The sequence below is a fragment of the Pseudomonas sp. G166 genome (assembly GCF_037027455.2).
Taxonomy (GTDB): domain Bacteria; phylum Pseudomonadota; class Gammaproteobacteria; order Pseudomonadales; family Pseudomonadaceae; genus Aquipseudomonas.
The window spans coordinates 3,437,793-3,460,642 of sequence record NZ_CP146985.1 but is presented as its reverse complement, the minus strand read 5'-3'; the positions used below and the strand labels follow the sequence as shown (position 1 = coordinate 3,460,642).

Below are 22,850 nucleotides of genomic sequence, written 5' to 3'. Positions count from 1 at the left end.
ATTCAAGGCAACTGAACAAAAATGAGAGCGCCTTCTAATGTCTGCAGTAGTACCTTTGCGTTTTCGCCCGGCCCTTGCCGGCTGGCGTCCGCTGTTGAACCTGAGTCTCTTGCTGAGCCTGAGCGCCAGTCCATTCTTCATCTCATCCAGCCAGGCCGAAGACGCTGCCCGACGCAGCTATCAGGTGCCGGCTGGCAGCCTCAGCGCCGCGCTGACCCGGTTCGCCGGGCTGGCGGGTGTCAACCTGTCGGTCGACCCGGCCCTGGTAAGCGGGCGTAACAGCGCCGGGTTGTCGGGCGAATATGGGGTGGAGGAGGGGTTTTCCCGCCTGTTGCAGGGCTCCGGCCTGCAGCTTCAACCGGTGGGCGAACAGGCATACATCTTGACCCCCGCGCCAGAAGGCGGCTCCTTGCAACTGGCCCCTACGTCGATTCTCGGCGCCACGGCCTCGACAGACAGCGAGGCGTATGCCGGCGGCCAGGTCGCGCGCCGCGGTTCTCAAGGCCTGCTGGGCTCGCGGGACTTCATGGAAACGCCGTTCAGCATGACCACCTACACCAGCGAGACGGTCAAGAACCAGCAGGCTCGCACCCTGGGCGACCTGATCGCCAGCGACCCGTCCGTTCGCGCCACCAACCCGGCGGGCGGCCGTTATGAGCAGTTCACCATTCGCGGGTTGAGCCTGTTCAACAGTGATGTCGCCTACAACGGCCTCTACGGTGTCCTGCCTACCTACACGATCGACATGGAGATGGCCGACCGCGTCGATATCCTCAAGGGGCCGACCCAGCTCATCAACGGCATCTCACCGCGCGGTAGCGTGGGCGGTGGGATCAACGTGGTGCCCAAGCGAGCGACCGACAAGCCCATCACCTCGTTCACCGGTAGCTATGCATCCGATAGCCAAGTGGGTGGCGCCGTGGACGTGGGCCGGCGTTTTGGTGAGGACAACAAGTTCGGTATTCGCTTCAATGGGGTAAAACAATCTGGCGACACCGAATGGGATCATCAGAGCGTGGATCGCGAAATGGCCGTGCTGGGCCTGGACTTTCGCGGCGAACGCTTGCGGATCTCGACCGATATCGGGCGCACCGAACGGGATACCGACGCGCCGCAGGAGCGCGTCCAGGTTGCCGCCGCCGCGCCAGTGCCGCATGCCAGCGATGTCGATCGCAACTATGCGCAGCCTTGGAGCAAGGCGCGCACCAAGGATACTTTCGGCACGGTGAATGCCGAATACGACGTCAACGATTCCGTCATGCTGTACGGCGGCGTGGGGGCGCGCAAAAGTAATCATGAGTTCCTCCGGCATGCCGTTTCGGTCCTCAATGAGGCAGGAGACTTCCGCGTTCAGCCCCGTGATTTCACCCGTGACGAGAATGTCCGGACGGCCAACGCCGGGGTGCGCAACTGGTTCCATACCGGCCCGGTAAGCCATGAGGTCAACCTGGCCGCCAGCTATTTCTACATGGACTTCACCAACGGCGGCGCTCGCTATGGGCAGTCCAACAGCAACCTGTATGACCCGGTGGAAACACCGACTCCGAGCGTTATCACCCGGTCAGATCCGAAGGTCTATACCGAGAACCACTTTAGTGGCGTAGCGTTGTCGGACACATTGGGCTTTTTTGATGACCGGCTGCTGCTGACCCTTGGCGCCCGCTGGCAGCGAGTGGAGGTTGACGATTGGTCGGATGGCGTCAAGGGCCCCACTGCCTACGACGAAGAAAAGGTTTCGCCATCGGGCGGCATCCTGTTCAAGGCCACCGATAAGCTGTCGCTGTATGCCAACTACATGGAAGGCCTGAGCCAGGGCAAGATCGCGCCGACGAACACGAGAAATGAGGACGAAATTTTCCCACCGTTCATCAGTCGTTCAGTCGAGGTCGGTGCCAAATATGACGCGGGTGCGGTCGCATTGACTGCCGCGCTGTTCCGGATTAAGCAGCCAGCCTATGCGATCGACGAGACAGATCCCGCGAGACGCGTCTTTGGCCCGAACGGCAAGCGCGAAAACACCGGTGTTGAACTGAGCGCATTTGGTGAACCTATCAAGGGTACCCGTTTGCTCGGCGGTGTGATGTACATCGACAGCAAGCTGACCAACACGACCAATGGCACTTTCGACGGCAATCGCGCGCCCGCGACGCCGAAGTACAACGTCAACCTGGGCGCGGAATGGGATGTTCCGACTGTCGAGGGGCTGACCCTGACGAGCCGTGGTATTTACTCCAGCTCGCAGTATCTGGACCAGTCCAACGTCAAGGAAATAGATTCCTGGGTGCGGCTCGACGTAGGAGCGCGCTATGGATTTAAAGTGGATGAAAAGCACATCACCCTACGCGCCAATGTCGAGAACGTAGCGGACAAGCGCTACTGGAGTTCGGCCGGGGCCTCGGATGACAGCGAGCCTGGCTTGACGCTGGCAACCCCGCGAACCTACCTGCTGTCGGCCACCGTCGACTTCTAAACCGATCGTCAGCTCCATGGAAGGAGCTGTTTGTTATTAATAAGCACTGTCGTTTTGATATTGGCTGATATTACTTTGCAATTAACGGAGTCAATAAACCGATATAAAATTTAACTTATAGCCCGCACTGCGCTGATATCAAAGCGCCTCTTTCGATGTGTCACTATTATTAATCCGTTATTTATCCGGCGGATTTTTCCTGCCTGTCAATTAACTAATATCGACTCCGTCACAGACATGATTTTATTTGCGATTACTTGTTGCAGTAATTCGTGAATGATAATAATTTGCATGTCGGGACTTATCAGGGTTGATTACCTCATGCTGAATGAAAACGTTTTGCGCATCGATTCCTTGCAGAAAGACAATGCTCATTATCTGAGCCGCCAGGGCCGCTTCGAATCCAATGTTCGCAGTTATCCGCGCAAGTTGCCCTTGGCCATCGCCAAGGCCCATGGCGTATGGGTGACGGATGTGGAAGGCAAGACCTACCTCGATTGCCTGGCCGGTGCTGGCACCCTGGCGTTGGGGCATAACCATGCAGACATCATTGCCAGCATCGATCATTTCATGAGCTCGGGCATGCCCATGCATACCTTGGACTTGACCACGCCACAGAAGGACGCCTTCAGCGAAAAGCTGTTGAGCCTTCTGCCCGGGCAGGGGCGTGACTATTGCCTGCAGTTCTGTGGCCCGTCGGGGGCGGACGCGGTGGAGGCAGCGCTCAAGCTGGCCAAGACCGTCACGGGGCGCAGCAACATCATCAGCTTCAGCGGCGGCTACCATGGCATGACCCACGGCGCCCTGGCGGTGACCGGTAACACCGGGCCCAAGAACGCCGTTGCGTCCTTGATGCCGGGCGTGCAATTCATGCCGTACCCCCACGAATATCGTTGCCCGCTGGGCATCGGCGGCGAAGCCGGTGTCGAAGCGCTGAGCCACTACTTCACCCAGTTCATCGCCGACGTGGAAAGCGGTGTCTCGCTGCCTGCCGCGGTGATTCTGGAAGCGGTGCAGGGCGAGGGCGGTGTCAACTGCGCGCCAGTCCAATGGTTGCGCCGCATCCGTGAGGTCACGCAACAGTACGGCATCGTGCTGATTGTCGACGAAGTCCAGGCCGGTTTCGGCCGCACCGGCAAGATGTTCGCCTTCGAGCATGCCGGGATCGAGCCGGACATCATCGTCATGTCCAAAGCCGTTGGCGGTGGATTGCCGCTGGCATTGCTGGGTATCAAGCGTCAGTTCGACGCCTGGGAGCCAGGCGCCCACACCGGCACCTTTCGTGGCAACCAGATGGCAATGGCCACGGGCCTGGCGACGCTTAACGCCCTGCAGCAACAAAACCTTCCGGCCCAGGCCGAGCGCCGTGGGCAGTGGCTCAAGAGCCAATTGATCCAGCTGCAGCAACGCTTCCCGGCCCTCGGCCAGGTGCGTGGTCGCGGGTTGATGCTGGGTATCGAGATCGTCGACGAGCGCCAGGCGCCTGATCGCCTGAACAGCTTCCCGGGCGATCCGACCCTGGCAGTCGCCATCCAGAAACACTGCTTCGACCATGGGCTGTTGCTTGAGCGCGGCGGACGCCAGGGCAACGTAATTCGGTTATTGCCGCCGTTGATTATCGATGACGAGCAATGCGCCCTCGCGATCGATCGATTTGAAAAGGCCGTGAAGGCAGCGCTCTTGCAAGAACGCGGTTAAAACCACTGCCCGAATATGGGCGTGACGATGTAAGCCTTATCAGTCACTTAATAAGCAACGTTAAACACTTCCCGATAATGGGAGGGCGGGCACCTATTGTTTCGTTGAATGCTATTTGAACTTGCCCAGACATGAAGTCATCCGTAACCCAGCGGTTACGAGGAGCAACTATGCAATATCCCGATCGTACTGTTCTATCCAACCGTGTCAGCGAACTGGCGAGCACGCGCGCCTTGCTCAATTGCCTGATCAAAGAGTTCGCGCTGCCGGAAAATTGCCTGCGTTATAACTGGCCGCAAGAAATGAGCGGTATCGCGCCAGGAAGTTATCTGGAAGGGCTGCAATGCAAGGGTATTCCCCTGACCATCGGCCTGCCCAACGGCCAACAGTTCTTCGTGATGGTGGATCGCCGCGACCGGCTCGGCAGCCACCGCTACCTTTCCGATGTGTATGCCCGTCAGGGCGATGCGCCGTGGTCCAGCCTGGCGTTCCCCGAATTCGTTGCGCAATTGCTCAGCGCCTGTGAAGACATGACCCGTGCCAGCAACGACGAGCTGCTGGATCAGGTGCTGCAAAGCCAGTCTCTGACCGCCGCCATTGTCGCCCACAATATGGATGGCGAGGGCCCTGCGCCGCTGAGTAACTACCTGGCCAGCGAACAAGGGCTGTGGTTCGGCCACCCCAACCATCCGGCTCCCAAGGCGCGACTCTGGCCGGCCCACCTGGCCCAGGAAACCTACGCGCCGGAATTCCAGGCGCGCACAGCCCTGCACCTGTTTGAAGTGCCGCGCGAAGGGCTACGCATCTCCGCCAACGGGCTGAGCGAGGAGCAAGTACTGGCCGGTTTCGCCGATCAAAGCCGTGCGGCACCGGGCAGGGCGATCATCTGTTTGCACCCGGTCCAGGCGCAGTTATTCGTGCAGGACCGTCGGGTGCAACACCTGCTGGAGCTGGGCGAGCTACGGGACCTCGGGCCCACGGGCGCGCTCGCCAGCCCGACAGCCTCCATGCGCACCTGGTACATCGAAGGCCATGACTATTTCATCAAGGGTTCGCTGAACGTACGCATCACCAATTGCGTGCGCAAAAATGCCTGGTACGAGCTGGAAAGCACCTTGATCATCGACCAGTTGTTCCAGCGTCTGCAGCAGACCCAGCCGCAAACCCTGGGAGGCTTGTCCACCGTGGCCGAGCCGGGTTCATTGAGCTGGGCGCCGAAACACGCCAGCGAAACCGACAGCCATTGGTTTCGCGAACAGACCGGCGCCATCCTGCGGGAGAACTTCTGCCGTCGTTCCGGTGCCGATGTCAGCGTGATGGCCGGCACGCTCTTCGCCCGGGACATTCATTCCCAACCGCTGGTCCATGAATTCCTCCAAGGCTTCAACGGCCAACCTCTGGCAGACGAACAGTTGCTGAACTGGTTCGACCGCTATCAGGCGCTATTGCTGCGCCCGGTGCTGGCGCTGTTCTTCAATCATGGCGTGGTGATGGAGCCGCACCTGCAAAACAGCGTGCTGATCCATGACAACGGCCAGCCACAGCAACTGCTGCTGCGGGATTTCGAAGGAGTCAAGCTCACCGATGAACTGGGCATGTCCGGTATCGATATCGGCCTGCATCCGCGCGTGCGCCAATCGTTGCTCTATACCCGCGAGCAAGGCTGGAGCCGCATCAGTTACTGCCTGCTGATCAACAACCTGTCCGAGGCGGTGCTGGCCCTGAGTTGGGAACGTGCGCACCTGGCGCCGTTGATGTGGCAACGGGTTGAGCAACAACTGCGCAGCATCCGTGGAGAACTGGTGAGGCCTGCGCCGGAGCTGGACGCGCTGATCGCTGGCGAACCCATCGCCTGCAAGACCAACCTGAAGGTGCGCCTGGCCGCCAAGGCCGATCGCCAGGCCGGCTACGTCAACCTGCGCTCGCCTTGGGCCGAGGAGGCACGTTATGCCTGACCTGCCAGAAACCGTCATGGCCGCCATCGACGGCGCGCGCCGTCAGCACGAAGATCCACTGGCGTTGTTCGTCTACGATTTGGACGCGCTGACCCAGCACGTCGGCGAGGTCATGGCCGCGCTGCCCGCCGGTGTGGAGTTGTATTACGCGATCAAGGCCAACAGCGAAGCGCCGATGCTCAAGGCATTGGCGCCTCTGGTCAGTGGATTCGAGATTTCTTCCGGCGGGGAAATCGACCGGGTGGTGGCTTGCCCTACCCGTAAACCCTACGTGTTCTCCGGCCCTGGCAAACTCGACTCTGACCTGCGCGCTGCCCTGGCGAATCAGGTGGAGGCGATTCATCTGGAAAGCCTCAATGAAATCGACCGCTTGCAACGCCTGGCGCAACAGGCCGGGCGGGTTCAACCGGTGTTCATCCGCATCAACCCGCAACTGCCTTCCACGCTGTCCAGCAAGCTGGCGATGGCCGGCACGGCGACGCCATTCGGCATCGATGAAGCGGAACTGCCCGAAGCGGTTCGACGGGTGCAGGCCTTCAGTCACCTGACCCTCAAGGGGTTTCATGTGCATGCGATGTCCCACCAGAACTCGGTGGAGCGTCACGAACAACTGCTGGATTTCTACCTGCAACGCTGGAGCGAATGGAAGGCGCTGGCAACCGGAACCGAGCAACCGACGCACCTGAATGTCGGCGGTGGCATCGGCGTCGACTACCTCAGCGGGCAACGGTTTGACTGGCCGCGTTTGTGCCGGCACCTGGGCCAATCCCTGGCCGCCCATGAACAACCGCCCGTGGTGCGTTTCGAGCCGGGGCGTTTCATCAGTGCGTTCTGCGGCTACTACGTGATCGAGGTGCTGGACACCAAGACCAGCCACGGCGAGCACTTCCTGGTCTGCCGAGGCGGCACCCACCAGTTCCGTCTGCCGGCGGCCCAGAGCCACGATCATCCGGTCATGCATTTGCCGCACCGGCGCAAGCCGCAGCCGGACAGCGCGAAAACCTGGACCGTCGTCGGCCAGCTGTGCACCCCCAAGGATGTGCTGAGCCGTGGTTGCCAATTGCAAGGCGTCGAGGTGGGTGACCTGTTGGTGCTGCCGATGGCTGGCGCCTATGGCTACAACATCTCCCACGCGGACTTTTTGTGCCATCCACGCCCGGCGCAGCACTTCGTCAGCGCTACGGCGCCGGGTGAGTTGCTGTGAAGGTGCCGCGCCATTGGGTGGTGATCAATGTCCTGCTGGGCACGCTCACGGTCAGCCTGAACAATAGTTCTCTAAACCCGGCGTTGCCGGCGTTCATGAGTGCTTTCGCCATCGGCCCGCTGATGGCGACCTGGATTGTCGCAGGCTTCATGACCGCCATGGGCATGACCATGCCGCTGACCAGTTTCCTCAGTCAGCGGGTCGGCCGAAAACGCCTGTATCTGTGGGGTGTGGCGCTGTTCATTGGTGGCTCGCTGCTGGGGGCCCTGGCCGACTCCATTGCCGTGGTGATTGCCGCGCGGGTGATCCAGGGGATCGCCAGCGGCCTGATGATCCCGCTGTCGCTGGCGATCATTTTTTCGGTGTATGCCAAGGACGAACGGGGCCGGGTGACGGGGCTGTGGGGCGCGGCGGTAATGCTTGCCCCGGCGGTGGGGCCGTTGTGCGGCAGTCTGCTGCTGGAGTGGTTCAGCTGGCGCTCGCTGTTCCTGATGAACGTGCCTATCGGCCTGTTGGCCTTGGTCTTGGGCCTCGGCGTGCTGCCGGCGTCCGAACCGCCTGAACGCAAGCCCTTCGATTTTGCCGGGTATCTGCTGATTGCCGGGGGCATTGGCTTACTGATGGTTGCCACCAGTCGCCTGCATCATGCCGGCGGCCTGGTCGATCCGCTCAACCTCGCCATGCTGGTGGCCGGCGTGTTGTGCCTGATCGCTTTTGTGCGGGTGGAACTGAGTCACCCGGCGCCGTTGCTCAACCTACGGATTTTCGCCCTGCGCGGTTATCGCTTGAGCGTGATCATCGCCGTGGTGCAATCGGTGGGCATGTTCGAGTGCCTGGTATTGGTGCCGTTGCTGGTGCAGATGGTGCTGGGCTACAGCGCCATCTGGACCGGTCTGGCGCTGCTGTGCACCGCGCTGTTCGCCAGCCTGTTCGGCCAGCTCGGCGGCAAGTGGCTGGACCGGCACGGGCCGCGGGCCGTGGTGTCGCTGGGCATGTTGCTGACCGGTGCGGCGACCCTGGCCCTGGGCATGCTCACGTCGCAGACCACCATCACTACGGTGTTCGTACTGATGATGGTACGCGGTGCCGGGTTGGGGCTTTCCTACATGCCGGTCACCACCGCCGGCCTCAATGCCTTGCCAGAACCGATGGTCACCCAGGGCGCGGCCATGAACAACATCTCCCGGCGCCTCGTGTCGTCGTTGGCCATCGTGATCGCCTCGCTCTGGCTGGAAATGCGCCTGGGTGTCGAGCCTGGCTCTGCGCTGCACACCTCGGCGGCCATCAGCGAGGTGTTTATCGCCACCGGTGTCCTGATTCTGCTGGCCTTGCCCAGTGCCTGGCGTTTCCCCGTGCCCGAACGGGCGGCCGAGCCGTCGCCCATTGCCCTCGAACAACGTTAATCGATAAGGAATTCCCATGACGATTTTTGAAAAAGCCCCGCATACGACCTCCACCTCAAGCCCGGGTGCCTGGCTGGCGCGTGTCGATGCCGACGTCTGCCGACGTGTCCAGCGGCGTGTCGTGGGCCAGTTGCTGCAAACCCTGCTGTATGAAGACGTGCTGGCGTACCAGTGCCAACCGCTTGGCGACGGCCTGTATCGCTTCATCGTGCAAGGCCGTGATGCGGATCGGCAACCGGTGCAATACCGCTGCAACGGCCTGCGTAGCAGCAGTTTCGAACTGGTCCGCCTGGACCATGCCAGCCTTGAGCGCGTGGAGGCTTCGGGCCAAACCCAGGCGCCGAACCTGCACCAGGCCCTGGCCGAACTGCTCGGCGAATTCGAGGGTAGCGCCCACTTGCCGCGGTTCATCCAGGAATTGGAACAGACCCAACTCAAGGACCTGCAAGCCCGCAGCCAGGGCTACAGCGCGCCACGTGCGGCGCACCTGTTGGACGTGGACGCGCTGGAGCAGCACTTCATGGACGCCCACAGTTACCACCCGTGCTACAAGTCGCGGATCGGTTTTTCCTTGCAGGACAACACTCGCTACGGGCCGGAATTCGCCGCTCCCATTGCCGTCGTCTGGTTGGCCGTGGCGAAGTCCTGCGGGGCAATGAACCATTCCAGCAAAATGGATTTCATGGCGTTCATCCGCCAGGAAGCGGGGGAGAGTCGCCTGCAACAACTGGCCACCGTCCTCGAAAGTCGCCGCCAGTCGCCGGAAGATTATTGGCTGATCCCGGTCCATCCGTGGCAGTGGGAAAACACCATTGTCCCGAACTTTTACCCCGAACTGATCAGTGGCGAGCTGATTCACCTCGGTGTTTCCGATGATCAGTACAAGGCCCAGCAATCGATCCGTACCCTGGCCAACGCCAGCGCGCCCGAGCGCCCGTATGTGAAGCTGGCGATGAGCATGACCAACACGTCCAGTACGCGGATCCTGGCGCGGCACACGGTGATGAACGGCCCGATCATCACCGACTGGCTGCAGCAACTGATCGCCACTGACAGTACTGCTCGCGCCCTGGATTTCGTGATCCTGGGAGAGGTGGCCGGGGTCAGCTTCAGCTACGACCATCTGCCGGCCAGCCGCGCGTCCCAAGCCTACGGCACCCTGGGGGCCATCTGGCGCGAGAGCATCCACGGCTACCTCAAGCCCGGTGAGCAGGCCGTGCCGTTCAATGGCCTCAGCCACGTGGAAAACCGCTACGGCCAGGGCGAACAGTCGCCCTTCATCGACGCCTGGATCGTCCAGTACGGCTTGCAGGCCTGGACCCAACGCCTGCTGGAAGTCACGGTGCCGCCGATCATCCATATGTTGTACGCCGAAGGCATCGGCATGGAATCCCACGGCCAGAACATCGTGCTGATCGTCAAGGATGGTTGGCCGCAACGCATTGCCCTCAAGGATTTCCATGACGGTGTACGTTATTCCCCGGCGCATCTGGCACGCCCTGAACTGTGCCCGACCCTGGTGCCGCTGCCCGCCAGCCATGCCCGGTTGAACCGCAACTCGTTCATCCTCACCGATGACGTCAATGCGGTACGCGACTTCTCCTGCGACTGTTTCTTCTTCATCTGCCTGGCGGAAATGGCGATTTTCCTGCACCAGCATTATCAGCTGGATGAAAGCCGTTTCTGGCAGATGACTGCCGAGGTCATCTGCGCTTATCAAGCAGCGCACCCACAACACCGCGAGCGCTTTGCCCTGTTCGATGTGTTCGCACCAGCCTATGAAGTGGAGGAGCTCACCAAGCGCCGCCTGCTGGGCGACGGTGAGCGGCGCTTCAAGTCGGTGCCCAACCCCCTGCATGCATTCAGGCCGCAACCATGCTGAGAACCAATCAACTGAAACTCAGACTCGGCGCGGGGCAGGCCGCCTATGGCCTGATCAGTTCGATCCCGTCGGCGATGGCGATCGAGCTGATCGCCGAGGCCGGCTACGACTTCGTGATCATCGATATGGAGCACGTGCTGATCAATCCGGAAACGGTGGAGCACATGATCCGCATGGCCGAGGCCTATGCCATCACGCCGCTGGTGCGGGTCGCGGACCTGAACCCGAAAACCCTGTTGCGCCTGCTCGATGGCGGGGCCCAGGGCATCGTGTTGCCGATGATCGAAAGCCCGGAGCAACTGGCCGAGGCGATTGCCGCGTGCAAATACCATCCGTTGGGTCGACGTAGCCTGAATGCCGGGCGCCCGGGTTCGTTTGGTAAGTACAGCCTTGCCGAGTACGTGGGCCGGGCCAACGAGCAAATCATGGTGGTGGCGATGATCGAAAGCGCCGAGGGCGTACGGCGGGCGGCGGACATTGCCGCCGTGCCCGGGCTGGACATGATCCTCGAAGGCGCGGCCGACCTGTCGCAATCCCTGGGAACGCCCTGGCAGATCAACGAGCCCGCGGTGCAGCAGGCCTTGCTCGACACCTGGCAGGCCGCCCGCAGCGCTGGCGTGCCGTATTGCGCGATTCCCCGCCAACCCGACGATCACGCCCGCTGGCGTGGCCGCGGGGTGAATACCTTTGTGCTGGGCGACGAACGCGGCATTGCGTTCCGCGCTCTCCAGGGCCGCTTGGCCACACTTTCTTCAGAAGGACAATGAATCAAGATGACTACTGCGACCCCACAGGCCATGAGCCAAGCGACCAACATCGTCATGCAGGACCTGGTGGACTGCCTGCTGGCCGAACAGTTCTTCGGCAGCGAACCCTTGCCCCTGGTGAGCGATGCTGACTGGCAGCGCGCCCATCCATACGCCCCGACCTTGACCGGACAGTACATCTGGGAGTGGTGCTGCGACCCGGTCGAACAGCGCTTCATCAGCATTGCCCTGCGTCCCGGTATAACCCAGCAATGGGAAAAGGTCCCGGGTACGCCGGTGCTCGCGCGCCAAGACGAGCAATGGACCGTCCTGTCCCCGGAGGACTTCATGAAGCGGGTGTTCGGCTCGATGAGCGAGCGCTTCCAAGACAATGACAAGGGCCTGGCTCTGTTTCTCGACGTGTTGCACACCAGCGTTAAGCAAACGGCGTTGTCCTTGTCCCACGCCGTCGATGACCAGGGTCTGATGGCCCAGGATCCTGCGACCTTTTTCCGCACCATGGAGCAATGGGCATCGCTGCGTGACCGTCCGTACCACCCGTTGGCGAAGGCCAAGCAAGGTCTCGACGATGAAGAATATCGCCGCTACCAGGCCGAATTCGCCCGCCCGGTGGCCTTGAACTGGGTGGCGGTGGATCGCACCTTGCTGCTATGTGGCGAGGGCGTGGGGGACTTGGCGCAGTGTTATCCGGCGCACTACCTGTTGCCGCCGGATCTGCATGCCCGTCTCGGTCAGGAAATGCAAGCACGCGGTCTGGCCGACACTCATGTCGCGCTGCCGGTCCACCCTTGGCAATGGGAGCACGTACTGGACAAGCAATTGGCAGAGGTGTTCGCCAAGGGCGACTGCCAGCGCCTGGAGTTCAATGAAGGGGATTTCTTCGCCACCTCGTCCCTGCGTTCCATGACGCCGTGCTTCAACAGCGCCGATTACCTCAAGCTGCCGATGGCGATTCATTCCCTGGGCGCGTCCCGCTACCTGCCGGCGGTCAAGATGATCAACGGCGGCCTGAGCGAAGCCTTGCTGCACGAAGTACTGGAAAAGGACGCCACTCTGCGCCAGTCACTGCACCTGTGCGACGAGGGCAAGTGGTGGGCATTCATGCCACCGGACGCCACGCTGTTCGACGAAGCACCACGGCATCTGTCGGCCATGGTCCGAGGCTATCCACGCGCGCTGCTCGAGGCCGCCGACACCCGCCTGCTACCCATGGCTGCGCTGGGCACGCCGTTGCCCGGTAGTAACCGGCATTTCTTCGATGACTGGATGCAATACCGCAACTTGCCGGTAGACGCTGAATCGGTCTTGACCTTGTTCCGCGAACTGGCCCGCAGCTTCTTCGACATCAACCTGCGCATGTTCCGCCTGGGCATGCTCGGTGAAGTCCATGGCCAGAACGCGGTGCTGGTCTGGAAGGACGGCCATGCCGATGGCTTGCTGCTGCGCGACCATGATTCGCTGCGCATTTTCGTGCCGTGGCTGGAGCGCAACGGCATGGCGGATCCGGTGTACCGCATCAAGAAGGGCCACGCCAATACCCTCTACCACGATCGCCCGGAAGACCTGCTGTTCTGGCTACAGACCCTGGGCATCCAGGTCAACATGCGAGCGATCATGGACACCCTGGCGCAGGTCTATTCGATCCCGGTGGCCGGCCTGTGGTTGGCGCTGCGCGGAGTACTGGACGAGTTGATCGAAACCATCGATTTCGACGACGAGGCTCGGGCGATGATCAAGCGCCAGCTGTTCGACGCGCCAAACTGGCCACAGAAACTGTTGCTCACACCGATGATCGAGCGCGCCGGTGGGCCGGGCAGCATGCCGTTCGGCAAGGGCGAGGTGGTCAACCCGTTCCGCCGGCTGTTCCTGGAGGCTTGAGGGAATGGCGGTCAGGAGCAGCCTCGGGGCTGAGCCGGCGAACGTTGATTTGCCTGGCGGGTTCACGGCTGGCGAATGGGCGGTGCTCAGCGGCGCCTTGCGGCTCAAACCGGCCGGGGCGCGCGATCCGCTGCGCTCCCTGGCGGCGCAAGAGCTGTTGAACGGTGGGGTATGCCTGCGGTTGTTGGATGAACTGACACCGATTCTCGGCTCGCCGTCGCGGGCGATTACCGCTTCGTTGTTGAGCAAGCGGATTGCGTTCCTCGCCACCGGTGCCTGTCTCTATGCCCTGTCGGCGTGTGACAAGGGGCTGCGGCTGACCCCGGATAACTGCATCATCGAGTACGGCCACGACGAGGGGCTCTGGACCTCGTCGCTGCCGCTGCTGGATCTCGAACCACTGGCTTACGTTCACGGCGCTCGCGAGGCCTGGCGCGAAACCCAGGTCAGCAACCTGTTCGCCGGGTTGCTCAAACCGTTGTGGGAGCTCTTTGTCCAGGTCAGCGGCATTTCCCGGCGCATTCTCTGGGAGAACACTGCAGTGCGGGTGTACTCGCTGTATGAAAAGCGCATGGACAGCCTCCAGGATCCTTGTGCACGTCGCCGTGTCGAGGCTGACTTCGACTGGCTGCTGAACCAGGCCGACCCGGCGTTGTTCGGTCTGGACTACAACCCGTTGCAGCATTTTCGTCGCGCGCCCATGGTGCTTGAAAACGGCCTGGGCTGTCGGCGCCTGCGGCGTACTTGCTGTTTCTATTACCAGGCCAGCAACCCGGTCGAATACTGCTCGGCCTGCCCGTTGCTGCGAAAGAGAAAGAAATCATGAATGATTCAATGGCGCCGCCGCGAACCGGGTTGACCGAAGCGCTGCTGGCGCAATACCAAAGCATCCCGGCGTCCACCGTCGGGCACTTCACCGATAGCGGATATTTGCGCGGTATCCGCCCGCTGTTCGACAACCTGCGCATGGTCGGCAAAGTCGTCACGGTAAAACTCTTCACCCCCGATGGCAGCATCCTGCGTGAAGCGTTGTTGCTGAGTGAGCCAGGGGATGTGCTGGTGGTGGAATGCGTGGGTGACCCCGAGTGTGCCTGTTGGGGCGAGCTGCGGACACTGGCCGGGCTGATCAAGGGGTTGGCCGGCGTCGTGGTGTGCGGCGCGGTGACTGACGTGGTGGCCTTGCGCGCGCATCGCTTGCCAGTGTTCAGTCGCAGTGTCAGCGCGTTCACGACCCGTAGCCTTGGCTTGGGTGGCGAGGTCAACCAACCGATTCAGGTCTCGGGTGTCACGGTCCGTGCCGGCGATATTGCGCTCGGCGACGACGACGGGGTGTTTATCCTCAGCGTGCAACAGGCCATCGACCTGTTGCCAAACGTATTGGCCAAGGAGCAGGCCGATCAACTGAAACGGACCGAATTCCTGCAACGTATCCAGGCGCCGCGCTGACCGTCAGGCGTCGCGAAACAGGTCGTGGGCGTCCAGCAGTCGCCAGGCGATTTCCGGGCGTTTTTCCAGCCCACGCCGGATGGCCGCCGGGATCGTCTGGCGAATCTTGCGACACAGGCCGGGGTGGTCCTGGAATTCTATGGCGATGCCACGCATGGTGCGTACTTCGTTGTAGCCGGGTTCGACGGTCAGGCGGATGCCCAGGTTCTCGTATAACCGCTGCTGCAGCCGTTCGAGTTCGGCCAGGCTCTGGATGTTTTCCAGCCGTTCGAGCAGGCGCTTTTCTTCCTGGCGGTTGAAACAAAGGATGCGCAGGTCGCTGCCGGGCGTTTGCAGCAACACATCGCGCCCGCAATCACAGACGCCAGGCGGGCAGGGGGGGCGGATCGGAATCGACGCGGTCATGGGCTCCACAAGGTCTGCAACACAACGAAGCTGCCTCTGAGGCTATCGGCTGACCCAGGCAATGTGATGCCTGGCGTCTTGTCGGTCAACCCTGGCGAGTGGCCGCTGGTCTGCCGCGGCTGTTTGCGCCACGGCTCTGCTGTGGGAGCGAGCTTGCTCGCGATAGCGGTGGGTCAGCTTGCCTCCATGTTGGATTTGCCGTCGCCATCGCGAGCAAGCTCGCTCCCGCAGGTGAATCGCTTACAGCCCCAACTCGGACAACCCCGGATGATCGTCCGGCCGGCGTCCCAACGGCCAATGGAATTTGCGCTCGCCTTCCTTGATCGGCATGTCATTGATGCAGGCATAGCGGTTGGACATCAGGCCCTGCTCGTCAAATTCCCAGTTCTCATTGCCATAGGAACGGAACCAGTTGCCCGAATCGTCGTGCCATTCGTAGGCGTAGCGCACGGCGATACGGTTGCCGGTGAAGGCCCAGAGCTCCTTGATCAACCGGTAATCCAGTTCCTTGGCCCATTTGCGAGTCAGGAATGCCTTGGCCTCTTCGCGGTTATGGGCGAATTCGGCGCGGTTACGCCATTGCGTGTCCAGCGTATAGGCCAGGGACACCCGCTGTGGGTCTCGAGAGTTCCAGCCATCCTCGGCCAAGCGAACTTTCTCGATAGCCGATTCACGGGTGAATGGCGGTAAGGGTGGACGAACTTCAGCGGGGGACGACATGGCAAATCTCCAATGAGTGATTGACAATATGTACAGCGGTTTACGAAGTGCGTTTGTTATCTAACTTCAACCAACAAAGTTCTGAGCAGGTCTTGGGCGTCATCAGCGGCACTGTGATCGCCCATGACCAGCGCGACGGTAATGGCGCCATCGATCAGGATCAGTAACTGCCGGGCCATGGCTTGCGGGTTATCGATACCTTGGTCCGAGCACAGCCGGGTGACATAGTCGAGCAACTTCTGTTTGTGCAACTTCGCCACTTGGCGGACCGGGTCCTGCGGATCGCCGGTTTCGCCACTGGTGTTGATGAATGCGCAGCCGCGAAAGCCTTCGCTGTCGAACCAGCCCTTGAGTACGGTGAACAAGTTGAGCAAGCGTGCCGCTGGCGTCGGGGCCTTGTCGACCTCGCTGCTGAACCAGTGCATCCAACGTTCGTCACGGCGCTTGAGGGCCGCCACGATCAGGTCGTCCTTGTTGGCAAAGTAGCGGTAGACGCTTTTCCTGGAGACGCCGGCGGTTTTTACCAGAAGGTCCATGCCGGTGGCGGCGATGCCACTTTTATAGATCAACTTTTCGGCGACATCGAGGATGATGTCTCGGGTTTCATTGCTAGTGATTTCGTTCATGTTTATTACAGTAGAATGATCGTTCTCCTTAGTCAAATCTTTTTTCATGAAGACGGGAAGACCCGAACCGATCTATGGTGTAAGCTCATGCGTTCTTCGGATTCGACCTTTTGCGAGCCCTATGCCGTCGCTTTTCAAACGCTCCCTGCTGCCCAAGCTGCGCAGCTTTGCACTGACCGCCGATGCCGTGACCATCCTCGATGGCGCCGCCGAGTTCCGCCGTTGCCTGCTGGAGAAAATTGCCCAGGCCACCCAGCGCATCTACATCGTCGCCCTGTACTTGCAACAGGACGAGGCGGGCCAGGAAATCCTCGATGCCCTGCATGCTGCCAAAGCGGCGCGTCCTGAACTGGACGTGGTCGTGGTGGTGGATTGGCTGCGGGCCCAGCGCGGGCTGATCGGCGCCAAGAAGCAGCCGGGCAACTCAGCCTGGTACCAGGAACAAACGCGCACCCATGCCAGCGAAGTGCCGATCTACGGCGTACCGGTGCAGACCCGCGAGCTGTTCGGCGTGCTGCACTTGAAAGGCTTCGTGATCGACGACTGCGTGGTCTACAGCGGCGCGAGCCTGAATAATGTCTACCTGCACAAGTTCGACAAGTACCGCTACGACCGCTACCACCTGTTGCAGAACGTGGCACTGGCCGATTCGATGCAGCACCTGGTGCAGCACGGCTTGATCGCCTCCAAGGCGGTACATCGCCTAGACCTGCCGAACCTGCCCAGCACCCGCAGCCTGCGCAATGATATTGGCGACCTGCGCAGTCGCCTCAAGCACGCGGCGTATGACACCAACGCCGGCGGCCTCGACAAGAGTGGCCTGTCGGTCAGCCCGTTGCTGGGCGTGGGCAAGAACAACCCGCTGAGCCGGGTGATCGGCGAACTGATCGCCAGCAGTCGCCAGCAACTGACCATCTGCACGCCGTACTTCAACCTGCCCCTGGCCGTGACCCGCGAGATCAACCGCGCCCTGGCCCGTGGGGTGAAGATTGATATCATCGTCGGCGACAAGACCGCCAACGACTTCTACATTCCGCCAAGCGAGCCGTTCAAGATCATCGCCGCCTTGCCCTATCTCTACGAGATCAGCCTGCGGCGCTTCGCCAAACGGCACCAACGCTACATCGACAGCGGGCAATTGAACCTGCACCTGTGGCGCGACGGTGACAACACCTATCACCTCAAGGGCATGTGGGTTGACGAGCGCTACACTTTGCTCACCGGCAACAACCTCAACCCACGGGCGTTTCGCCTGGACCTGGAAAACGCCCTGTTGCTGGACGACCCCAAGGGCGAGTTGCTTGCGCCGCGCCAGGCCGAGCTTGAGCAGATCTACCGGCATACTCGCCGGATCGAACGCTACCTGGACCTGGAAACCCTGCCGGACTACCCGGCGGCTGTAGGCAAGTTCCTCAAGCGGGTCAGCCGGGTGCGTATCGAACGGCTGCTTTACCGGATCCTGTGAACGCCCGCGCCATGTCGGAAAAAGACACCATCTCCATTCAGTTGGTCCGTGAGGCGCTGCTGCAAAGCTGCGCCCCCGGGGCGACCACCAATGAGGTGCTGAGCAAGGTCGGCATCGACCCCGCGCTACTCGATGATCCCCAGGCGCGGGTCGCAGCCCATGCCTATGCGCGGCTCTGGCGGTTGCTGGCAAGGCGATTGGACGATGAGTTTTTCGGCATGGACCCGCGCAAGCTCAAGTCCGGCAGCCTGGCGTTTCTTTGCCAATGTGCCATGGCCCAGCCGACGCTGGCCGCTGGATTGACGGCGGGGCTGGGGTTTCTCTCGTTGATGCTCGAACACCTGCCGGCCCAGTGGGTCCGCCAGCAGAGCCTGGCGGAGATCGTCCTGTTGGAAGACGATCAGGAACCGCGCCGGGCGTTCACCTATTTCACCTACTGGATGATTGTCCATGGCGTGGCCTGCTGGCTGGCCGGGCGACGCATTCCTATCCTTTCCGTCGAGTTGCGCTGCCCGGCACCGGATTTCTGCGACGACTATCGGGTGATGTTTTCCCAGAACCTGCGCTTCGACCGGCCTCGCACACGCATGATCTTCGCCGCCGAATGCCTGGACCTGCCCATCCGGCGCAGCGCCGAAGAGCTCAAGCGCTTCCTGGCCCAGGCCCCGGCCAACATCCTGGTCAAATACCGCGACCCGCAAAGCCTTGCCAGCCGCATCCGTCACGATTTACGCCAATTGTCCGCCGAACAATGGCCGGAAACCGAGGCCCTGGCCCAGCAGTTGTGCGTATCCGCGTCCACCCTGCGCCGCCGCCTGGCGGAGGAGGGCCAGACGTATCAGGGCATCAAGGACAGCGTGCGCAAAGAGCTGGCGATTACCTGGCTTGCCGAGCCGTCCATCAGCTTCGTCGACATCGCCGCGCGCCTGGGTTTCGCCGACGCCAGCTCCTTCTACAAGGCGTTTCGCAAGTGGTCCGGGTCCAATCCGGGGCATTATCGCAGCTTGATTCTCAACGACAGCAACTGATCTGTTAGCAGGCCGCGCCCACAGGGGATTTCGCTCAGCGGATCGGGACGCTCATAAAACCGTCATTTTTCTTTGATACAAGCCTCTGCAGGGTGCCGGAAAAGCCAGGCCATCAAGCAGAGTAATGTATGCAAGTGACCGTTTTGGGTAGAAGCCATGTCAATTTGAATGAGTTTTCCTGTCCCGTAATTGGGAAACGTCCGCAAGGACGAGGCGTATGAGAATCCTGGTCACCGGCGTCGCAGGTTTTATCGGGTTTCATACAGCCAAACGCCTGTGCCGCGATGGCCACCAGGTTATCGGCATCGACAACCTCAACAGTTACTACAGTGTTGAGCTGAAACAGGCTCGGCTTGCGCAATTGGCGACATCGCGCAATTTCCAGTTCCAGTGGCTGGATGTGGCAGACAAACAGGCACTGTTGGCGTTGTTTGCCGAACAGGCCTTCGATCAGGTCATCCACCTGGCGGCGCAAGCTGGCGTGCGCTATTCCATCGATCATCCGGACGTTTATGCGCAAAGCAACCTGGTGGGTTTTCTCAACGTGCTGGAGGCCTGTCGCGGCCATCGGCCGGCGCACCTGATCTACGCTTCCAGCAGCTCGGTGTACGGCTTGAACGACCGTTTGCCGTATGCCACGACCGACCCCGTCGACCAGCCGGTGTCGTTCTACGCCGCGACCAAGCGCGCCAACGAGCTGATGGCTCACGCGTATGCGCATCTCTATGGCATTCCCACCACCGGCCTGCGGTTTTTTACCGTGTATGGACCTTGGGGAAGGCCCGACATGGCACCGTTCAAATTCACCGATGCGATTCTCAAGGGCCGCCCCATCGACGTCTATAACGAGGGGGCGATGTCGCGTGACTTCACCTACATCGACGACATCGTCGAGGGTCTCGTGCGCTTGCTGGCGCTGCCGCCTACCGATCAGGCCGGCGTGCCCAACAAGGTCTACAACATCGGGGCCGGCGCGCCAGTAAGGCTACTGCAGTTTATCGAGTGCATCGAACAGGCATTGGGCGTTCGCGCAATCAAGAACTTCTTGCCGTTGCAATCGGGCGACGTCGTCAACACCTGGGCGGACACTCGCGAGTTGGAAGAGCGTGTGGGGTTTCGCCCGCAGGTCGCGGTGCCCGTCGGCGTCCAGTCATTTGTCCATTGGTATCGCGATTATTACCGCGTCTAACCCTCTCATTTCTCAGTTTTGTTTCTGGAGCATCATGCACGAAACCCCTTATGTGTCGGTCCTGATCCCGGCAAAGAACGAGGCCGGCAATCTCATCCCGCTTCTCGAAGAAGTGCGCACGGCGTTGGCCCACGAGGAATTTGAGGTCATCGTGGTCGACGACGGCAGCACCGATGCCACCGCCGCTGAGTTACGTACCTTGCAAGACAGTGGCTACCGGCAATTACGGGTGCTCAGTCATGCCCGTTCCCTGGGCCAGAGCACCTCGGTCTACCACGCCGCCGAAGTCGCGCGCGGGCCTTGGTTGGCAACCCTTGATGGCGACGGGCAGAACGATCCGGCTGACCTGCCCAAAATGCTCGACCTGGTGCGCGGTTCCGAAGGTAAGCCGGCCGGGGTCAAGCTGGTGGCGGGGCATCGTGTCAACCGCCAGGACACGGCGAGCAAGCGCTGGGCATCGCGATTCGCCAATAAATTGCGCGCCAGCCTGCTGAAGGACCAGACGCCTGATACCGGTTGCGGCATCAAGGTCATCGAGCGCGAGGCTTTCTTGCGCCTGCCGTATTTCGATCACATGCACCGCTTTATTCCCGCCTTGATCCGCCGGCACAACGGCCGAATGCTGGTTCACCCGGTGAACCATCGTGAGCGTGGGGCAGGGGTATCCAACTACGGAAACCTCGACCGCGCGCTGGTGGGCATCGTCGATCTGTTCGGGGTGTGGTGGCTGATCAAGCGCACACGCCTGGACGTCAACGCACAAGAAACCGAGGTTTGAGATGGGCAGAGAATCTGTGTGGTTGGCTGTTGGCTTCGCTGGCCAGTTTGCGTTTACCGGACGATTTGTCCTGCAATGGCTATACAGCGAATACAAGAAGCGCAGTGTGATCCCAGTGGGCTTCTGGTACCTGAGCATCATCGGCAGCGCGCTGTTGCTGGCCTACGCCATCTACCGCGAGGACCCGGTGTTTATTGTCGGTCAGTCTTTCGGTTTCATTGTGTACCTGCGTAACTTGCAGTTGATCGCCAAGCACCATGAGCGGGAAAACCGCGAACTGGCGGGAAAGGACTGAACGGTGCCTAGACGATTATCTTCCCCGCGGCTGGAGTTACTGGCGTTTGTTCTGTTGACGTTGGTCATGGTGGGCGCCGGTCTTGGCTGGCGCCAACCGCTGAATGTCGATGAAGAGCGTTTTCTCGGCGTGGCCCTGGAAATGCTGCAGAACGGTTCCTGGTTCATTCCCCATCGCGCTGGCGAAATCTACGCCGACAAGCCGCCGTTGTTCATGTGGGCGGTGGCGTTGTTCGTGCAGTTGACCCATCTGCCCAAAGTTGCCCTGTACTTGCCCGCGCTGCTGGCAAGCGCGGTGACTACGGCGTGTTTGTATGACTTGGGCCGGCGCTTGTGGGGGCGGCGGGTGGGTGTGATCGCCGCGCTGTTGTTCCTGGCGACCTACCAGACCTACAGCATCTTGCGGACCGGGCAGATTGACGGCTTCCTTGCCCTTTGGACGATTCTGGGGGTCTATGGGTTATGCCGGCATCTGTTGCTTGGCCCGGCCTGGGGCTGGTACTACGTTGCCTGTGGGGCGATGGGGCTTGGCATCATCAGCAAAGGCGTGGGCTTTCTGCCGGTGTTGATGCTGATTCCCTACGCCTATGCGGTGCGCAAAGGTTGGAAAGGGGTGGTGGCCATGCCTGGCCAGGCAGGACGCTGGTGCCTGGGGCTGCTGTTAGCATTGGCCGCCATCGCATTATGGCTGGGGCCTTTGCTGGTGATTGTCTGGCAGGGCAGCCCCGACAGCCTGGCTTACGCCCAGGAAATCCTGTTCAAGCAAACGGCGGGGCGTTATGCCAACGCATGGGAGCACCGCGAACCCTTCTGGTATTTCTTCGTTCAGGTGATCCCCAAGTACTGGCTACCGATTGTGTTCATGCTCCCCTGGCTGGTGCCGGCCTGGCGTAAACAATTGCTCAAGCATGACGGTCGGGTGTTGGTACTGCTCGGCTGGGTATTGTTGGTGTTGTTGTTCTTTAGCCTGAGCAGCGGCAAACGCAAGCTGTATATCTTTCCTGCATTACCCGGGTTGATTCTGTTGGTGGCGCCGCTTGTCCCGTGGATGCTGCGTCGCTGGTTCGGCCGGCGTCCCAGGGGCAGGGTGGTGTTCAAGGTACTGACTGCACTGTGGCTGTGCGCCTGGTTTGTACGCGGCTTCGTCGAGCCTCACAAAGAGGGTATCAACCCCCACGAAACCCTCATGCGCGATGTGGCACGGCTGACTGCAAACGCACCATTGGTCCTGGTCGGTTGGCGGGAGGGGCACTGGCTCTTCGCGCAACAACCCATCGTGCATTTTGGCTTCCATGGCAGCCAATCCCTGGAACAATCCGCCCTCTGGCTGCGCAACCACCCGCAGGCCTATGCCTTGGTACCTGCCCGGGATCTGGCGCGCTGTTACGACCCGCAAAAGGCTCGTCGTGTCGGCGATACCTCAAGGGCCGAGTGGTTCCTGGTAGGGGCTGATGCGGACAACCAGAACTGCCAGTCGCCGGCGCCAGAGAAAGTTTATTCATTCACATGGGCTCATCCCTTGTAGCGTCTGGAGTCCCGCTACGCGAGCAAGCTCGCTCCCACAGTGGATTTGTGGTGGTCCTGGATCTTGTGACCGCCCAAGAACCCGTGTGGAAGCGAGCTTGCTCGCGATGAGGCCATT

The 22,850-nt window shown here is 61.1% G+C and carries 19 protein-coding genes; 16 read left to right on the top strand and 3 right to left on the bottom strand.

Annotated features, from left to right (window positions below):
* Positions 1–37: 37 nt before the first annotated feature.
* From SGN16_RS14900 to SGN16_RS14855, 10 genes are all read left to right on the top strand, one after another.
* Positions 38–2,470, top strand: coding sequence for a TonB-dependent receptor (locus SGN16_RS14900; RefSeq protein WP_335945488.1), 2,433 nt, complete (start codon positions 38–40; stop codon positions 2,468–2,470).
* A gap of 321 nt (positions 2,471–2,791) precedes the next feature.
* Complete coding sequence (locus tag SGN16_RS14895; protein WP_335945487.1) at positions 2,792–4,168, top strand: diaminobutyrate--2-oxoglutarate transaminase; 1,377 nt, start codon at positions 2,792–2,794, stop codon at positions 4,166–4,168.
* A 170-nt stretch (positions 4,169–4,338) separates the two neighbouring features.
* Complete coding sequence (locus SGN16_RS14890; RefSeq protein WP_335945486.1) at positions 4,339–6,123, top strand: IucA/IucC family protein; 1,785 nt, start codon at positions 4,339–4,341, stop codon at positions 6,121–6,123.
* Positions 6,116–7,327: a type III PLP-dependent enzyme gene (locus SGN16_RS14885; protein ID WP_335945485.1), complete on the top strand. Its 1,212-nt coding sequence runs from the start codon at positions 6,116–6,118 to the stop codon at positions 7,325–7,327. Before SGN16_RS14890 ends, SGN16_RS14885 begins: the two co-directional genes overlap by 8 nt.
* Entirely contained in the window at positions 7,324–8,730 is a 1,407-nt protein-coding gene (locus SGN16_RS14880) for a DHA2 family efflux MFS transporter permease subunit (protein ID WP_335945484.1), read from the top strand. The genes SGN16_RS14885 and SGN16_RS14880 overlap by 4 nt, the downstream gene beginning before the upstream one ends.
* Positions 8,731–8,746: 16 nt before the next feature.
* Positions 8,747–10,612: an IucA/IucC family protein gene (locus SGN16_RS14875; protein ID WP_335945483.1), complete on the top strand. Its 1,866-nt coding sequence runs from the start codon at positions 8,747–8,749 to the stop codon at positions 10,610–10,612.
* On the top strand, positions 10,606–11,379 hold the full coding sequence (locus tag SGN16_RS14870) for an aldolase/citrate lyase family protein (RefSeq protein WP_210638787.1): 774 nt from the start codon (positions 10,606–10,608) through the stop codon (positions 11,377–11,379). The genes SGN16_RS14875 and SGN16_RS14870 overlap by 7 nt, the downstream gene beginning before the upstream one ends.
* A 6-nt stretch (positions 11,380–11,385) precedes the next feature.
* The gene (locus SGN16_RS14865) at positions 11,386–13,257 is read left to right on the top strand and encodes an IucA/IucC family protein (RefSeq protein ID WP_335945482.1); all 1,872 of its coding nucleotides are present in this window, start codon (positions 11,386–11,388) and stop codon (positions 13,255–13,257) included.
* A 4-nt stretch (positions 13,258–13,261) separates the two neighbouring features.
* Positions 13,262–14,083: an IucA/IucC family C-terminal-domain containing protein gene (locus SGN16_RS14860; protein ID WP_335945481.1), complete on the top strand. Its 822-nt coding sequence runs from the start codon at positions 13,262–13,264 to the stop codon at positions 14,081–14,083.
* Positions 14,080–14,703 (top strand): RraA family protein, encoded by a 624-nt coding sequence (locus tag SGN16_RS14855; RefSeq protein WP_335945480.1) that lies wholly within the window; start codon positions 14,080–14,082, stop codon positions 14,701–14,703. Before SGN16_RS14860 ends, SGN16_RS14855 begins: the two co-directional genes overlap by 4 nt.
* Before the next feature lie 3 nt (positions 14,704–14,706).
* Here the strand turns inward: SGN16_RS14855 and SGN16_RS14850 are convergent, their stop codons facing one another.
* The 3 genes from SGN16_RS14850 to SGN16_RS14840 all read right to left on the bottom strand — a co-directional run bounded on the left by SGN16_RS14850 (position 14,707) and on the right by SGN16_RS14840 (position 16,454).
* Positions 14,707–15,108, bottom strand: coding sequence for a hypothetical protein (locus SGN16_RS14850; protein WP_335945479.1), 402 nt, complete (start codon positions 15,106–15,108; stop codon positions 14,707–14,709).
* 240 nt (positions 15,109–15,348) lie between these two features.
* The gene (locus tag SGN16_RS14845) at positions 15,349–15,828 is read right to left on the bottom strand and encodes a nuclear transport factor 2 family protein (protein ID WP_335945478.1); all 480 of its coding nucleotides are present in this window, start codon (positions 15,826–15,828) and stop codon (positions 15,349–15,351) included.
* Between the two features lie 56 nt (positions 15,829–15,884).
* The gene (locus SGN16_RS14840; protein WP_335945477.1) at positions 15,885–16,454 is read right to left on the bottom strand and encodes a TetR/AcrR family transcriptional regulator; all 570 of its coding nucleotides are present in this window, start codon (positions 16,452–16,454) and stop codon (positions 15,885–15,887) included.
* A 121-nt stretch (positions 16,455–16,575) separates the two neighbouring features.
* Between SGN16_RS14840 and pssA the strand changes: the two genes are divergently transcribed.
* From pssA to SGN16_RS14810, 6 genes are all read left to right on the top strand, one after another.
* The gene (gene pssA / locus SGN16_RS14835; protein WP_335945476.1) at positions 16,576–17,919 is read left to right on the top strand and encodes a CDP-diacylglycerol--serine O-phosphatidyltransferase; all 1,344 of its coding nucleotides are present in this window, start codon (positions 16,576–16,578) and stop codon (positions 17,917–17,919) included.
* 11 nt (positions 17,920–17,930) lie between these two features.
* Positions 17,931–18,947 (top strand): AraC family transcriptional regulator, encoded by a 1,017-nt coding sequence (locus SGN16_RS14830; RefSeq protein WP_335945475.1) that lies wholly within the window; start codon positions 17,931–17,933, stop codon positions 18,945–18,947.
* Positions 18,948–19,164: 217 nt separating this feature from the next.
* Positions 19,165–20,136, top strand: a complete 972-nt coding sequence (locus tag SGN16_RS14825; protein WP_335945474.1) for an NAD-dependent epimerase — start codon at positions 19,165–19,167, stop codon at positions 20,134–20,136.
* A gap of 34 nt (positions 20,137–20,170) precedes the next feature.
* The gene (locus tag SGN16_RS14820) at positions 20,171–20,914 is read left to right on the top strand and encodes a glycosyltransferase family 2 protein (protein ID WP_210638771.1); all 744 of its coding nucleotides are present in this window, start codon (positions 20,171–20,173) and stop codon (positions 20,912–20,914) included.
* A 1-nt stretch (position 20,915) separates the two neighbouring features.
* Positions 20,916–21,209, top strand: coding sequence for a lipid-A-disaccharide synthase N-terminal domain-containing protein (locus SGN16_RS14815; protein ID WP_210638770.1), 294 nt, complete (start codon positions 20,916–20,918; stop codon positions 21,207–21,209).
* Positions 21,210–21,275: 66 nt separating this feature from the next.
* On the top strand, positions 21,276–22,733 hold the full coding sequence (locus tag SGN16_RS14810; protein WP_335945553.1) for a glycosyltransferase family 39 protein: 1,458 nt from the start codon (positions 21,276–21,278) through the stop codon (positions 22,731–22,733).
* Positions 22,734–22,850 lie beyond the last annotated feature (117 nt).

What these genes read in the sequence shown, in the direction of transcription:
- SGN16_RS14900 (WP_335945488.1), top strand. Translation starts at nt 38, where the DNA reads ATGTCTGCAGTAGTACCTTTGCGTTTTCGCCCGGCCCTTGCCGGCTGG.
- SGN16_RS14895 (WP_335945487.1), top strand. Translation starts at nt 2,792, where the DNA reads ATGCTGAATGAAAACGTTTTGCGCATCGATTCCTTGCAGAAAGACAAT.
- SGN16_RS14890 (WP_335945486.1), top strand. Translation starts at nt 4,339, where the DNA reads ATGCAATATCCCGATCGTACTGTTCTATCCAACCGTGTCAGCGAACTG.
- SGN16_RS14885 (WP_335945485.1), top strand. Translation starts at nt 6,116, where the DNA reads ATGCCTGACCTGCCAGAAACCGTCATGGCCGCCATCGACGGCGCGCGC.
- SGN16_RS14875 (WP_335945483.1), top strand. Translation starts at nt 8,747, where the DNA reads ATGACGATTTTTGAAAAAGCCCCGCATACGACCTCCACCTCAAGCCCG.
- SGN16_RS14870 (WP_210638787.1), top strand. Translation starts at nt 10,606, where the DNA reads ATGCTGAGAACCAATCAACTGAAACTCAGACTCGGCGCGGGGCAGGCC.
- SGN16_RS14865 (WP_335945482.1), top strand. Translation starts at nt 11,386, where the DNA reads ATGACTACTGCGACCCCACAGGCCATGAGCCAAGCGACCAACATCGTC.
- SGN16_RS14860 (WP_335945481.1), top strand. Translation starts at nt 13,262, where the DNA reads ATGGCGGTCAGGAGCAGCCTCGGGGCTGAGCCGGCGAACGTTGATTTG.
- SGN16_RS14855 (WP_335945480.1), top strand. Translation starts at nt 14,080, where the DNA reads ATGAATGATTCAATGGCGCCGCCGCGAACCGGGTTGACCGAAGCGCTG.
- SGN16_RS14850 (WP_335945479.1), bottom strand. Translation starts at nt 15,108, where the DNA reads ATGACCGCGTCGATTCCGATCCGCCCCCCCTGCCCGCCTGGCGTCTGT.
- SGN16_RS14845 (WP_335945478.1), bottom strand. Translation starts at nt 15,828, where the DNA reads ATGTCGTCCCCCGCTGAAGTTCGTCCACCCTTACCGCCATTCACCCGT.
- SGN16_RS14840 (WP_335945477.1), bottom strand. Translation starts at nt 16,454, where the DNA reads ATGAACGAAATCACTAGCAATGAAACCCGAGACATCATCCTCGATGTC.
- pssA (WP_335945476.1), top strand. Translation starts at nt 16,576, where the DNA reads ATGCCGTCGCTTTTCAAACGCTCCCTGCTGCCCAAGCTGCGCAGCTTT.
- SGN16_RS14830 (WP_335945475.1), top strand. Translation starts at nt 17,931, where the DNA reads ATGTCGGAAAAAGACACCATCTCCATTCAGTTGGTCCGTGAGGCGCTG.
- SGN16_RS14825 (WP_335945474.1), top strand. Translation starts at nt 19,165, where the DNA reads ATGAGAATCCTGGTCACCGGCGTCGCAGGTTTTATCGGGTTTCATACA.
- SGN16_RS14820 (WP_210638771.1), top strand. Translation starts at nt 20,171, where the DNA reads ATGCACGAAACCCCTTATGTGTCGGTCCTGATCCCGGCAAAGAACGAG.
- SGN16_RS14815 (WP_210638770.1), top strand. Translation starts at nt 20,916, where the DNA reads ATGGGCAGAGAATCTGTGTGGTTGGCTGTTGGCTTCGCTGGCCAGTTT.
- SGN16_RS14810 (WP_335945553.1), top strand. Translation starts at nt 21,276, where the DNA reads ATGGTGGGCGCCGGTCTTGGCTGGCGCCAACCGCTGAATGTCGATGAA.